The following is a 12,683-nucleotide window of genomic DNA, read 5'->3' as shown; positions in this document are numbered from 1 at the left end:
CCGGTTTTGATCGGGCGCCCTGTCCGGTCATTGACCGGTTCGCGCCTTCCCAGATTGCGCGAGTTCAGGCGCAGCGCTACCCCAGCAGCAAGACCTGCGTGCCGTCGGAGGCCACCATCACGCCCGGCGAGGCCGCATCGATCTCGATGCGGATGCCCATGTGCAAGGCCGGGTCCAGGGGGCGCTGGCGGCCCGCATTGAAGAGCGCCACGTCGCGCAGGTAGGTGTCGTGCTGCGCCAGGTTCAGCACGAACTTCTGCGGATAGGCGCCGGTCGCGCTCAGGTGGTCCGAGAATTTCTCGGTCATCGTGAAGAAGAGGAACAGCGGGTTGTCGGCCATGCCGCAAATCTAGCCGCGCCGGCCGAAATCCGGCTACCGGGTTTGTGGGAGGAGAAGGCGCCCGGCCGCAGCCCTCAGGCCATCCCGTAGCGCAGCAGCCAGTTCCAGATCACCGCCGAGCCGTTCGACATCGCCAGTGCCGACTTCGCGTAGCCCATGAGGTCGGCCAGCCGCACCTCGGCGCGGATCACGACGTCGTGGCGCTGCAGGTCTTCTTCCTTCACGTCCGCGCGGCGCCGGTCGAGCTCGTCGCGCAGCACCGTGGCGTAGGCGCGCGGGCTCTTCAGGCGCAGGAACATGATCGGCTCGACCACCGCGTCGAGCGCGGGATCGACGAAGGTGTGGATCTCGGGTTCGCGCGAGACGACCTGGTCGCCGTGCGCGTCCCGGATCAGCTGCTGGGCCTCTTCGAGCGCGGCCTCGTTCGCCGCGTAGATCCGGCCGCCGCGTCCTTCGCAGATGAACACGTACTGGTCGGGGCGCGAAAGCCAGTCGACCGGCCCGCGCTGGGCGAAGACGGCCAGGCCTTCGGCGCCGGGCAGCAGCGACTGGCGCAGCGGGTACTTGGTGAGGGGGTCTTCAGCGAACATCTTGCAGCTTCCTCGAAATGACGAGCGACGGGGTGTCGGCGCGGCGGTCGGCGGGCACGACCAGCACGTCGCCCGTGGCCCAGCACAGCACGCGCTGCGCCACGCTGCCGAACAGGAAGTCGGCCAGCGGATGGGCGCGGCGCTTGCCGACCACCAGCAGCTCGGCGCGCGCATGCTGCTGCTGCACCGTGGCCTGCCGCGCCGGGTCGCCGCGGCCGATGGCCGAGAGCACGCGGTTGCGCCGCGCGCTCGACGAATCGGTGAGCGAGAACAGCCGCTCGCGCGCCTGCCGCATGCTGTCGTGGCGGTAGGTCTTGATGGCGTGCTCGGACACTTCGGCGTAGCGCAGCTTGCTCTCGTGCATCGTGTTGAGCGCGTGGAACAGCTCCAGCGCGGCGTCGGGGTCCAGCCCGTGGGCCAGGCTCACGAGCTCGCGCGAGGCGGGCGTGAAGTCGACGGCCACGAGGATGCGGCTGTAGCGCAGGCGCGTGTCGAGCCGCGTCACGAGCACCGGGCAGCGCAGCTGCCGCAGCAGGCGCTCCACGGGCTGGCCGGTGAAGAAGGCGGCGGGCGAGCGGTCGCGTTCGTGGCTCAGCACCACGAGGTCGACGTAGCGCGCCTCGTCCACGATCTGCGCGAGACCGCCGCCCGGCCCCGCGACCTGCTTGACCAGCACATCGAAGCGCGAGGCCATGGCGCGGGCCAGCCCCGCGAGGGCGGTCGCTGCTTCGGCGTGCGCGAGCGGCGCCAGGTCCGCGGGCGCGTACACGAGCTTCAGCAACGCGCCGTGCTCGGCCGCGAGCAGGGCGGCGCGTTCGACCGCGCGGTTGCCGCGCGCCGTCAGGTCGGTGACGGCGAGGATGGATTGAAAGGACGGCGTGCTGGATGCGACGCCGCCTCCGGGAAGGGCGTGCTCCCGCTGAACCTGATGATGATGCATGACGCACTCCAGTCGAACGCGACCCCGGATGACGGGGGCGCAGCCGCGCGGGGCAGGTGCCCGGCGGTCGATGGTTTGCGCTGAAAAGAGAGAGGGGGGAAGAGGCGGACCGCCGGGCTCAGGAATGTGCGGGCGTCTGCTGGGCCGCCGCTGTCATCCGCGCCCACGCAGGCGTGCAACCGCCGGGGCGGGACGTCGAGGTGCGGAGGAAGGGCTGGGCGTTCATGCGGGGGAGTCTAGGCCGGATGCGGCCGAATCCGTTCAGTACCCGCACAACCTTTGCCAGATTGGAGCCGCGCGGTGCAGGGCGTGCGCGGTTGGGCTTCCCATTTTTTCTTTTCATTTGTCATGCGCAGGAGGGGACGTGTTTCCGTGTCTGTCCCCGTCTTCCTGGAGGTTCACGCATGAGATCCCACTGTCTAGCGCCCGGCCGGGCCGCAGAGATAGCCCATGAGCGCATCGACGATCGAGGCCTCGAGCGCGGCCGGCTCGAACTGCGCGGGCGGCTCGATGACGGCCGCATGCACCAGCGTCTCCATGATCTGCAGCACCACCCAGGTGGCGAGGTCGAGGTTGCGCGGCGCGAGTTCGGGGCGGTGCTCGTCCAGCAGCTGGCGCACGCGCCGGAAGATGTCGTGGTCGGCCGGGCTTTCTTCGCGCGGCGTGTCGAAGAAGGGAAACTCCTTTTCGAGCACGCGATGCAGCGCCGGGTAGAGCGCATGCGCCGCGAGCAGCGCGCGCACCATGGCCTGCAAGCGCCCGCGCAGGCTGCGCGCACGCGAGGCGGCGAGCACCTCGTCGATCACCGCGTACATCTGCCCCGCGTGCCGCTCGTGCAGCGCCGTGATCAGCGAGTCCTTGTTCGGGAAGTACTGGTAGAGCGAGCCCACGCTCACGCCGGCGCGTTCGGCCACCACGTTGGTGTTGGTGCCGGCATAGCCGCGCTCGCCCAGAACGCGAGCCGTGGCTTCCAGAATGACCTCGACCATCTGCAGGGAGCGCGCCTGGCGCGGCGCCTTTCTTGGCTGGGGAAGGGATTTCATCGGGCGTTCCGAATGCGAGTTTTCAATGCGAGTGAAGGCTCGTATTCTAAGAAGAACCGAGCAAATGCTCGCATTCAAGAGTTCGCAACATCCGAATCGATACACACACCATGACAGCCAATGCCTCCGAGGCCCACGCGCCGCGTGCGTTGCCCTCTGCCTTCCAATCCCCGCAACCGAGTGCGGCGGCCCCGCCCGAGCGTGGCACGCGGCTGGAAGCCCATGTCCTCCAGTGCCGCCTCGTGACGCCGCACATGCGCCGCATCACCCTCGGCGGCCCGGACGTCGTCGCCTTCTTGCGCCACGCGGCGGCCGACCAACCGGGCGCCTGGGTGAAGGTGTTCGTGCCCGGCGGCGAAGGGCGCGCCTACACCCTTCGCCGCATCGACCGCGTCGCCGCCACGCTCGAGCTGGACTTCGTGCTGCACGGCGACAGCGGCCATGAAGGTCCGGCCTCGGCATGGGCGGCACGGGCTCAACCGGGTGAATGCATCGGCTTCGCCGGGCCGCGCGACGGCGGTTTCGCGCTCCCGGACGACGCGCGCTGGGTGATGCTGGCCGGCGACGCGACCGCGCTGCCTGCGATCCAGTCGATTGCCGCGAGCCTCGGGCCGGAGATCCGCCTCAAGACCTATGTCGAAGTGCCCACGGCGGCCGATGTGCAGGAGATCCGCAGCCAGGCTGTGTTGCGCACCTGCTGGCTCACCGGCGATCCGGCCGAGCCGGGGCTGGCGCTTCAGCAACAGCTGATGCACCGGCCGCAGCCGGCGGGGCCCGGTTACATCTGGCTGGCGGGCGAGTCGGGCGTGGTGCGCACGTTGCGCGCCCATTTCCTGAACGACCAGGGCCTGGCGCGCACGCGCCTGACCGCCAAGGGCTACTGGAAGCACGGCGAGGCCGATCACCGCGACCGGGCCTGAGCCCGACGCGCACTGGCCGGGTCAGTGCTCGGCCGGTGCGTGGCGCGAGCGGGTGTCCGACGGCCGCTCGCCGAAGCGCGCGCGGTACTGGGCCGCGAAATGGCCCAGGTGCAGGAAGCCGTACTTCTGTGCCACGTCGCGCACGCCCGTCTGCGTGGACGCGGCCTGCAGCTCGGCGCGCACCCGGTCCAGCCGCAGCTCACGCAGGAACTCCATCGGTCCCTGGCCCGCATGCTGGCGGAACGCGAGCTGCAGGGCGCGCGCGCTGCAGCCGGCCTCGCGGCACACGTCGGCCAGCGACAGGGGCTGTTCGGCGTGCGCGGCCATGAACTCCTGCGCCTTGCGCACCGCGCGCGGCAGCAGGTGGCGCTGCGCGTCGCCGGCCAGGGCGCGCGAGTGGTTGTGGCCGGCCGACATCAGCAGGCTCGACATCAGGTACTCCTCGGCATGTTCGGCCAGGCGTCCGCCGCCTTGCAGCGCATTGCCGGCATCGAGCGTGAGCCGCAGGTAGTCGATGAAGTGCACCAGCGGCGCGAGCGCGGGGTTGTCCAGCGGCACGCCGAGGTCGAACACCAGGTGCTGGCGCACGGGCGCCTGCAGCAGCGCCTCGAGCCGCGACAACAGCGCCGCGCGCGCGATGCGCACGATCAGGTGCGGGCTGTCGTCGGCCCAGCGCATCGACAGCAGCTCGGTGGGCGAGGGCAGCGAGGCGACGCGCGGCGTGGCCTCGACCTGCTGGCCGCCGCAGCGGATGTCGGCGCCGCCGCGCAACGGAATCTGCAACAGGAAGAAATCCTGCAGGTAGCCTGGGTCGATCTGCACGCCGGGGCCGTACTGCACGTAATTGAGGCTCACGTCGCGGTGCAACCGCGCGCTGTGGTGGCAGGCGTCCAGTTCGGTACGCGGGCGCAGCATCGTGAGGCCGTGGGGGCAGAACACGCGGGCCACGCTCTCGCGCGCCTCGTCCATGTCGTGGCTCTCGAACAAACGGTAACGCTGCAGCGGCAGCCATGGGGCGGTGGCGGTTTCCATAGGGAAGCGGGCAGACCGTAGCAAAAAGCCTTCCAGCCCACAATTCGGGCCGTCCCTTGGGACCCCTGAAAAAACCTGCGCGGCAGGGACAGCGCCTGCGTTTTCGGGATCGGCCAGCGAGGCCTTCCGCTCTACCTTTGGCCCATTCGCCGAACCGGCGATTCAACCGAGGAGAGCAAGCGTCATGTTCAAGGGTCTCGAAGGCAAAAGCGCCATCGTCACGGGTGGTTCGACATTGATAGGCGCCGGCGTGGTGCGCGCCTTCCACGCGGCGGGCGTGAAGGTGGTCATCGCCGACATCGACGCCGACAAGGGCCAGCCGCTGGCCGACGCGCTGGGCGCCGGCGTGCGCTTCGTGCGCACCGACATCACCGACGACGCGCAGGTGAAGGCCTGCGTCGACGAGGCCGCGGCCCGCCACGGCGGCGTGCACTTTCTGGTGAACCTGGCGTGCTCGTACGTGGACGACGGCTTCAAGTCGCCGCGCGCCGACTGGCTCACCTCGTTCAACGTGAACGTGGCCAGTGCCGTGGCCATGCTGCAGGCGGCGCACCCGCACATGGTGGCGGCCGGCGGCGGGGCGGTGGTCAACTTCACCAGCATCTCGTCGCGCGTGGCCCAGACCGGGCGCTGGCTTTACCCCGTGAGCAAGGCCGCCATGGCGCAGCTCACGCGCAACATGGCGATGGACCTCGCCCCCGACCGCATCCGCGTGAACAGCGTCTCGCCGGGCTGGACCTGGTCGGCCGTGATGGACCAGCTGACGGGCGGCGACCGCGCGCGCACCGATCGCGTGGCCGCGCCCTACCACCTGCTGGGGCGCGTCGGCGACCCCGACGAGGTGGCGCAGGTGGTGCTGTTCCTGTGCTCCGAGCACGCGAGCTTCGTCACCGGCGCCGACTACGCGGTGGACGGCGGCTATTCCGCCATGGGCCCCGAGCAGGCCGTGCCAGCCATTCCCCGCCTGATGGAGCCCTGATCGGCATCCACAACAACACCCCACGAGACAACACAGAAGGAGCAAGCCATGAAGCGAATCGCCATCGTCGGCGCGGGCCAGTCGGGCCTGCAACTGGGACTGGGTCTGCTGGACGCAGGCTACGAGGTCACCATGTACAGCAACCGCACGGCGGACGACATCCGCCACGGCAAGGTCATGTCGAGCCAGTGCATGTTCCACACCGCGCTGCAGGTCGAGCGCGACCTCGGGCTCGACCATTGGGCCAGCGACTGCCCCACGGTCGATGGCATCGGCTTCGCCGTGCCGCACCCCGAGCAGAAGGGCGCCAAGGCCATCGAATGGGCGGCGCGGCTGAACTCGAGCGCACAGTCGGTCGACCAGCGCGTGAAGGTGCCGGCGTGGATGGCGCTGTTCCAGCAGAAGGGCGGCGAGCTGGTCTTCAAGGACGCCGGCATCGACGACCTCGAGGCCTGCACCCGCAGCCACGACCTCACGCTGGTGGCCAGCGGCAAGGGCGAGATCTCCAAGCTCTTCGAGCGCGACGCCGCCAAGTCGACCTACGACCAGCCGCAGCGCGCCCTGGCGCTCACCTACGTGAAGGGCATGCGCCCGCGCGCGCCGTACTCGGCCGTGTGCTTCAACCTGATTCCGGGCGTGGGCGAGTACTTCGTGTTCCCGGCGCTGACTACCACGGGCCCGTGCGAGATCATGGTGTTCGAAGGCGTGCCCGGCGGCCCGATGGACTGCTGGGCCGACGTGAAGACGCCGCAGGAGCACCTGGCGCGCAGCAAGTGGATCCTCGACACCTTCACGCCCTGGGAGGCCGAGCGCTGCGCCGACATCGAACTCACCGACGACAACGGCATCCTCGCCGGCCGCTTCGCGCCCACCGTGCGCAAGCCCATCGCCACGCTGCCCTCGGGCCGCAAGGTGCTCGGCCTGGCCGACGTGGTGGTGCTCAACGACCCGATCACGGGGCAGGGCTCGAACAACGCGGCCAAGTGCGCCGACACCTACCTGAAGAGCATCCTGGCGCGCGGCGAAGGCGCGGCCGATGCGCCGTGGATGCAGCAGACCTTCGACCGCTACTGGTTCGGCTATGCGCAGTGGGTCACGCGCTGGACCAACATGCTGCTCGCACCGCCGCCGCCGCACGTGCTCAAGCTGCTCGGCAGCGCCGGCGCCGTGCCGCCGATGGCCAGCGCCATCGCCAACGGCTTCGACGATCCGCGCACCTTCTTCCCGTGGTTCGCCGACCCGCAGGAGGCCGACCGCTACCTCGACACCTGCGCGGCCGCCGCGGCGGCTGCGTAGGCGGAGCCAGCGCATGACACGACGCGTGGCCATCGTCGGCGCCGGCCAGTCCGGCATGCAGCTCGCACTGGGCCTGCGGGCCCGGGGGTACGCCGTGACGGTGTATGCGAACCGCACGGCGCAGGAGATCTTCGACGGGCCGGTGATGTCCAGCCAGTGCATGTTCGAGACCGCGCTGCAGACCGAGCGCGAACTGGGGCTCGACAGCTGGACCGACACCTGCCCGGTGGTTGAAGGCATCGGCATGTCGGTGCGCAGCCCCGAAGGCCAGCGCGCCATCGCGTGGGAGGCGAAGCTCGACGGCCCCGCGCAGTCGGTCGACCAGCGCCTGAAGATATCTGCGTGGATGCAGCTGTTCGAAGCGCGTGGCGGGCGCCTCGTGCACCAGGACGCGGACATCGACACGCTGGAAGACTGTGCGCGCACGCACGATCTCGTGGTCGTTGCGAGCGGCAAGGGCGAGATCTCGGCGCTGTTCCCGCGCGACGCGGCGCGCTCGCCGTTCGACGCGCCGCAGCGCGCGCTGGCGCTCACCTACGTGAAGGGCATGCGCCCGCGCGAACCGTTCGCGGCCGTGAGCTTCAACCTCATTCCGGGAGTCGGCGAATACTTCGTGTTCCCCGCGCTCACCACCAGCGGCCCGTGCGAAATCATGGTGTTCGAAGGCGTGCCGGGCGGCCCGATGGACTGCTGGGACGACGTGAAGACGCCGCAGGAGCATCTGGCGCGCAGCAAGCAGATTCTCGAAACCTTCCTGCCGTGGGAGGCCGAACGTTGCGAACACATCGAGCTCACGGACGACCACGGCGTGCTGCGTGGCCGCGTCACGCCCGTGGTGCGCCACCCGGTGGCCACGCTGCCCTCGGGCCGCCAGGTGCTGGGGCTCGCCGACGCGGTGGTGCTCAACGACCCGATCACGGGGCAGGGCTCGAACAACGCGGCCAAGGCGGCCGACATCTACCTCAAGCGCATCCTCGAACATGGCGACGCGCCGTTCGATGCCGCGTGGATGCAGCAGACCTTCGACCGCTACTGGGAAGGCTACGCGCGCTGGGCCACCGACTGGACGCACAGCCTGCTCACGCCGCCCGCGCCGCATCTGCAGAAGCTGCTGCAGAGCGCCACGCACAGGCCGGCCGTGGCGAGCGCGGTGGTCAACGGCTTCGACGACCCGCGCAACTTCGCGCCCTGGTGGTTCGACGCGGCCGAGGCCGATTGCTTTCTCGAAGCCAAGGCGCGCGAGGCCGCGGTCGACCGCTTCGACCGGCGCGACTTCCGCAAGGCGCTCGGCCAGTTCAGCACCGGCGTCACCGTGATCACCACGCGCGCGCTCGACGGGCGCCGCGTCGGCATGACGGCCAACTCGTTCTCGTCGGTGTCGCTCGAGCCGCCGCTGGTGCTGTGGAGCCTGGCGCGGCAGGCGCCCAGCGTGGCCGACTTCACCGGCGCGAGCCACTTCGCGATCAACGTGCTGGCCGCGCCGCAGCATCACCTGTCGCGCCAGTTCTCGACACCCCAGGCCGACAAGTTCGGCGGCGTCGACTGCTGCGAAGGCACGTCCGGCGTGCCGCTGCTCAACGGCGTGCTCGCGCGCTTCGTGTGCCGCAACGTGCGGCAGTACGACGGCGGCGACCACCTGATCTTCATCGGCGAGGTCGAAGGCTACGAACGCTTCGACGGCGAGCCGCTGGTTTTTCACTCGGGCTACTACCAGGTCACGACGCGCCATCCGGAATGCGTACAGTGAGCCCCTGGTTCCCCACGTCCACCTTTGAGCATTGAACGGAGTCACACACCCATGCAGAACAAGGCATCCACCTCCTCGTCGCAAGACATCCGCATCCAGGCCGCCGACGGCAGCGGCAGCTTCGGCGCCTACCTGGCCCTGCCGCGCGGCGGCACCGGCCCGGGCCTGGTGCTCGCGCAGGAAATCTTCGGCGTCAACAAGACCATGCGCGACGTGGCCGACTACTACGCCGAGGAAGGCTACGTGGTGCTCGTGCCCGACCTGTTCTGGCGCCAGGAGCCCGACGTGCAGCTGGGCTACACGCCCGAGGACTGGCAGCGCGCCTTCGCGCTGTACCAGGGCTTCGACGAAGCGCTCGGCATGCAGGACATGCAGGCCGCCATCACCGCGCTGCGCCAGCGCCCCGAGGTGCCCGGCGGCAAGGTCGGCGTGCTCGGCTTCTGCCTGGGCGGCAAGCTCGCCTACCTGGCGGCCTGCCGCACCGACGCGGACGTGGCGGTGGGCTACTACGGCGTGGGCATCGACGCCGCGCTCGGCGAAGCCGACCGCATCCGCTGCAAGCTGGCGCTGCACGTGGCCGAGCTCGACGGCTTCTGCCCGCCCGAGGCGCGCGACCGCATCGTGCAGACCCTGCGCGGCCGGCCGAATGTCGAAGTGCATGTGTACCCCGGCGTCGACCACGCCTTTGCGCGCGTGGGCGGCGAACACTTCCATCGTGCCTCGGCGCTCATGGCGCACGAGCGCAGCGTGGCCGCGCTGAAGTCGGCCATCGGCCCGAACTACGACCTGGCGGCGTTGTGGGACAAGCACTGCGAGTACGAGTTCGGCACCCGCAACGTCGACGACACCATGGGCACCATGGTGGCCGAGCCCTATGTGAACCACATCCCGACCATGACCGGCGGCGTGGGCTACAAGAACCTGCACGCGTTCTATACGAACCACTTCGTCAACAGCAACCCGCCCGACACCTCGCTGGTGCCGATCTCGCGCACCGTGGGCGCGACGCAGGTGGTCGACGAGATGCTGTTCTGCTTCACTCACACCACCGAGATCCCGTGGATGCTGCCCGGCGTGGCGCCCACCGGAAAGCGCGTGGAGATCCCGCTGCTCGCGGTCATCAAGTTCCGCGGCGACAAGCTCTACCACGAGCACATCTACTGGGATCAGGCGAGCGTGCTGGTGCAGGTGGGCCTGCTCGACGCGGCGCTGCTGCCGGTGGCGGGCGTGGAAACGGCGCGCAAGCTGCTCGACGAGACGCTGCCGTCGAATACGCTGCTGACGCGCGCTTGATGCGAACCTGATGCGTCCGCGCGGCGAAGCTGCCGCGCGGGACGCGGCGGGCGTCTCAGACCGTCATGCCTTGTTCGACGTCGAGCGTCTTGCGGCGCGCCATGGCCAGGTTCGACTTGGTCTTGTCCAGCACCAGGTAGACGAACAGGCCTTCCTTCTTCTGCATCGGGCGGATGATGTGGTACTGCTTGCCGAGCGTGATCAGCATGTCTTCGATGCTGTCGTTCAGGCCGAGGTCGCGCATGGTGCGCAGCTTGGCGCGGACCACTTCGGTGTTGCCGGCGGCGGCCACCTCGAGGTCGACGCCCGAGCCGATCTGGCCCAGGATCATGCCGCTGCTCGAGTCGACCAGCGCCGCGCACAGGGCGCCGTCGCAGGTCATCAGTTCGTCCATGGATTGCTTGATATTTGCCATCGAAATCTTTCCTAGTCCTCGCCCCTGAAAGTCGGCGGCCACCCGGGCGAAGGGGATGGGCGGCTGCCGGTGTCGAATGGGTGTGGTGCGCCGATGCCCGGCGTCAGGCGTGCTGCAGCAGCTGCGTCGCCTGTTTCGCGAAGTACAGGACCTGGCCGATGATGGCTTCGCGGCTGGTGACCACGCTCACGATCAGCGTCATCTCGGGATGCCGCGCCTGCAGCATCAGGATGTGGCCGTGCGTGGCCTCGATCGCCACGTTGTCGCAATGGCCCAGCTGGCTTTCCTCGCCGGCCACGGCGCCCAAAGCGGCCAGCGAACTGGCGATGGCCGACAGGCGCGCGACCTGCGCGGTGTTCTCGACGCGCGCGGCCAGCTCCAGGCCGTCCTCGGTCGAGATCACCACGGCCTTCACGCCCTTGATTTCCCGCATCAGGGTGTCGATGGCCGATTCCGCTGCAAGCCTGATTCTTGGAGTGATGTTCATTGCTGCCTGAATGGAAGGAAAAGGAGAAAAAGAGGGGGCGTCCTGCGTTCAGACCTCGAGCTGGAGCAGGAGCAGTTCCAGCAGCTGCACGACCTGCTGCGCATCGGTGACGTTGGCGGGCAGCACCGGGCATACGACGCCCTTGGCCTCCATGCGCCGGGCGTAGGCGTCGATGCCGGGGCTCGGGTGCGTTTCCATGCGGCCCACGGCCACCACGCAGGCGGTCTGCGCAATGAGTTCGGCAAAGCCGTCCAGGTAGATGTCCAGGTCGGCCAGCGGATCGGGGCGGCTGTTGTCCACCAGGATCACCACGCCGAGCGCGCCGCGCCCCAGGATGCGCCACATGAAGTCGAAGCGCATCTGGCCGGGCGTGCCGTACAGGCGCAGCTTCTCGCCGTTGTCGAGCGTGAGTTCGCCGTAGTCCAGGCCGACCGTGGTGGTGGCCTTGGCCACCGAGGTGTCGCTGTTGCGCACGTCGGTGCTCACGGGCGGGATCTCGCTCACGCCGGCGATGGCCGTGGTTTTGCCGGCGCCCATGGTGCCGGTGAAGAGGATCTTGTGTTCTACGGTCATTGAGGGCCTGACGGCAGCAAGCCGAGTCGGTTCCTGATGCGTGCGAGCAGGCCGGGCTGCACGGTGTCGCGGGCGGGTGCCGGGAAGCGGCTGTCGGGAAAGACGCTGTCGGGGGCCGAGGCCGCCACCAGCGCGCCGGGGGGCGCGGCGCGTTCGAGCAGGCCGGCGCGCTGCAGGTCGGCCAGGAAATCCGCGCACTCCTGGCGCGTGGCGGGCGAGCGCTGCTGCAGCGACAGCACCGATGCCGGCCGGTTGGACATCAGCGTGGCCAGCCGCAGGCGGATCGGCGCCTCGAGCACCGCCGCGGGCGGCCAGCGCAGCATGCGGAATTCTTCGTGCTCGCCGATCGGCACCTCGGTCGTAGCCAGCCCCAGGCCGCGGGCGTGGACGACCATCGCGCCGAGGCGGTTGAGCACCACTTCCAGCGCATCGGTGTGCAGCGGCAGGGCCAGGAAAGGGCCGCGTTGCGGGTCGGCATGGGCGACGGTCAGCGTGGGCACCGCCGGTTGGGGCGAGGCGGCGGCGAGGGCGACCTGGTCGCCGACGACCCGCAGGTCGGCCTGTTCGGCCTTCCACGACCAGTTCTGGTGCGTGCGGTGGTCGAGCAGCCGGATCAGCGACTTGAGCAGCACTTCTTCGCGGTGCGGCAGCCCTTCGACGCTGTAGCTCAGCAGGGCGCGTTGACTTTTGGGAACGGTGTTAACGGCCGTCATGCAGCCTCCGCACCACCGAGCCCATCGGCCGGCCGCTGTGGGATGTTGCGTTCAACCGCATCGAAAACACCGATTGGAGGCGGCATCGCCGTTCTTTTTTCAACTTAAGCACTCACTGTAAGAAGTTGGACGGAGACGCCGATCACAACGCTGGCTGGGAGAACTAAAGTGTTTGTTTGGAGGTGGCGTCAAAAATATAACACTTGTTGCAAATAAAAACACAAGATTACGAACAACTGTTTTCAGTGGGTCGCGGACGCGACAAAGCCTCGCGTGCCGCAGCGCGGCGCGCGAGGTTTCAGGGGGCGGTGAAAG

At 69.1% G+C, this 12,683-nt stretch carries 13 protein-coding genes and 2 pseudogenes; 6 read left to right on the top strand and 9 right to left on the bottom strand.

Features of this window, described 5'->3' with window-relative positions; translation table 11 throughout:
• Positions 1 to 76 precede the first annotated feature (76 nt).
• From AC07Y4_RS27060 to AC07Y4_RS27045, 4 genes are all read right to left on the bottom strand, one after another.
• Entirely contained in the window at positions 77 to 340 is a 264-nt protein-coding gene (locus AC07Y4_RS27060) for a hypothetical protein (RefSeq protein ID WP_390342199.1), read from the bottom strand.
• Between the two features lie 74 nt (positions 341 to 414).
• A complete protein-coding gene (locus AC07Y4_RS27055) occupies positions 415 to 930 on the bottom strand; it encodes a hypothetical protein (RefSeq protein ID WP_062469933.1) in 516 nt (171 codons plus the stop codon).
• A complete protein-coding gene (locus tag AC07Y4_RS27050) occupies positions 920 to 1,870 on the bottom strand; it encodes a universal stress protein (RefSeq protein WP_095746320.1) in 951 nt (316 codons plus the stop codon). The genes AC07Y4_RS27055 and AC07Y4_RS27050 overlap by 11 nt, the downstream gene beginning before the upstream one ends.
• Positions 1,871 to 2,289: 419 nt before the next feature.
• Positions 2,290 to 2,913: a TetR/AcrR family transcriptional regulator gene (locus tag AC07Y4_RS27045; RefSeq protein WP_495275375.1), complete on the bottom strand. Its 624-nt coding sequence runs from the start codon at positions 2,911 to 2,913 to the stop codon at positions 2,290 to 2,292.
• A 110-nt stretch (positions 2,914 to 3,023) separates the two neighbouring features.
• Here AC07Y4_RS27045 and AC07Y4_RS27040 point away from each other — a divergent pair, with 110 nt between their 5' ends.
• Positions 3,024 to 3,833, top strand: a complete 810-nt coding sequence (locus AC07Y4_RS27040) for a siderophore-interacting protein (protein ID WP_495275374.1) — start codon at positions 3,024 to 3,026, stop codon at positions 3,831 to 3,833.
• A gap of 21 nt (positions 3,834 to 3,854) precedes the next feature.
• Here AC07Y4_RS27040 and AC07Y4_RS27035 read toward each other — a convergent pair whose 3' ends face one another.
• Positions 3,855 to 4,865 (bottom strand): AraC family transcriptional regulator, encoded by a 1,011-nt coding sequence (locus AC07Y4_RS27035; protein ID WP_495275373.1) that lies wholly within the window; start codon positions 4,863 to 4,865, stop codon positions 3,855 to 3,857.
• Positions 4,866 to 5,049: 184 nt separating this feature from the next.
• Between AC07Y4_RS27035 and AC07Y4_RS27030 the strand changes: the two genes are divergently transcribed.
• The 5 genes and pseudogenes from AC07Y4_RS27030 to AC07Y4_RS27010 all read left to right on the top strand — a co-directional run bounded on the left by AC07Y4_RS27030 (position 5,050) and on the right by AC07Y4_RS27010 (position 10,180).
• A complete protein-coding gene (locus AC07Y4_RS27030; RefSeq protein ID WP_369629700.1) occupies positions 5,050 to 5,844 on the top strand; it encodes an SDR family oxidoreductase in 795 nt (264 codons plus the stop codon).
• Positions 5,845 to 5,892: 48 nt separating this feature from the next.
• Entirely contained in the window at positions 5,893 to 7,140 is a 1,248-nt protein-coding gene (locus AC07Y4_RS27025) for a styrene monooxygenase/indole monooxygenase family protein (RefSeq protein WP_495275372.1), read from the top strand.
• A gap of 13 nt (positions 7,141 to 7,153) precedes the next feature.
• Positions 7,154 to 8,389: pseudogene (locus AC07Y4_RS27020) on the top strand (styrene monooxygenase/indole monooxygenase family protein); the annotation flags it as partial.
• 9 nt (positions 8,390 to 8,398) lie between these two features.
• A pseudogene (locus AC07Y4_RS27015) lies at positions 8,399 to 8,887 on the top strand (flavin reductase family protein); the annotation flags it as partial.
• A 51-nt stretch (positions 8,888 to 8,938) separates the two neighbouring features.
• On the top strand, positions 8,939 to 10,180 hold the full coding sequence (locus tag AC07Y4_RS27010) for a dienelactone hydrolase family protein (protein ID WP_495275371.1): 1,242 nt from the start codon (positions 8,939 to 8,941) through the stop codon (positions 10,178 to 10,180).
• A gap of 55 nt (positions 10,181 to 10,235) precedes the next feature.
• Here the strand turns inward: AC07Y4_RS27010 and AC07Y4_RS27005 are convergent, their stop codons facing one another.
• The 4 genes from AC07Y4_RS27005 to AC07Y4_RS26990 all read right to left on the bottom strand — a co-directional run bounded on the left by AC07Y4_RS27005 (position 10,236) and on the right by AC07Y4_RS26990 (position 12,368).
• Complete coding sequence (locus AC07Y4_RS27005) at positions 10,236 to 10,595, bottom strand: hypothetical protein (RefSeq protein WP_070062428.1); 360 nt, start codon at positions 10,593 to 10,595, stop codon at positions 10,236 to 10,238.
• A gap of 103 nt (positions 10,596 to 10,698) precedes the next feature.
• Complete coding sequence (locus AC07Y4_RS27000) at positions 10,699 to 11,082, bottom strand: roadblock/LC7 domain-containing protein (RefSeq protein ID WP_062469906.1); 384 nt, start codon at positions 11,080 to 11,082, stop codon at positions 10,699 to 10,701.
• 48 nt (positions 11,083 to 11,130) lie between these two features.
• Entirely contained in the window at positions 11,131 to 11,655 is a 525-nt protein-coding gene (locus AC07Y4_RS26995; protein WP_062469903.1) for a GTP-binding protein, read from the bottom strand.
• The gene (locus AC07Y4_RS26990; protein ID WP_369646213.1) at positions 11,652 to 12,368 is read right to left on the bottom strand and encodes a hypothetical protein; all 717 of its coding nucleotides are present in this window, start codon (positions 12,366 to 12,368) and stop codon (positions 11,652 to 11,654) included. Before AC07Y4_RS26990 ends, AC07Y4_RS26995 begins: the two co-directional genes overlap by 4 nt.
• Between the last annotated feature and the right edge of the window lie 315 nt (positions 12,369 to 12,683).

Source organism: Variovorax sp. GW460-12-1-14-LB1, assembly GCF_059423605.1.
This window is presented reverse-complemented; position numbering and strand designations above follow the sequence as displayed.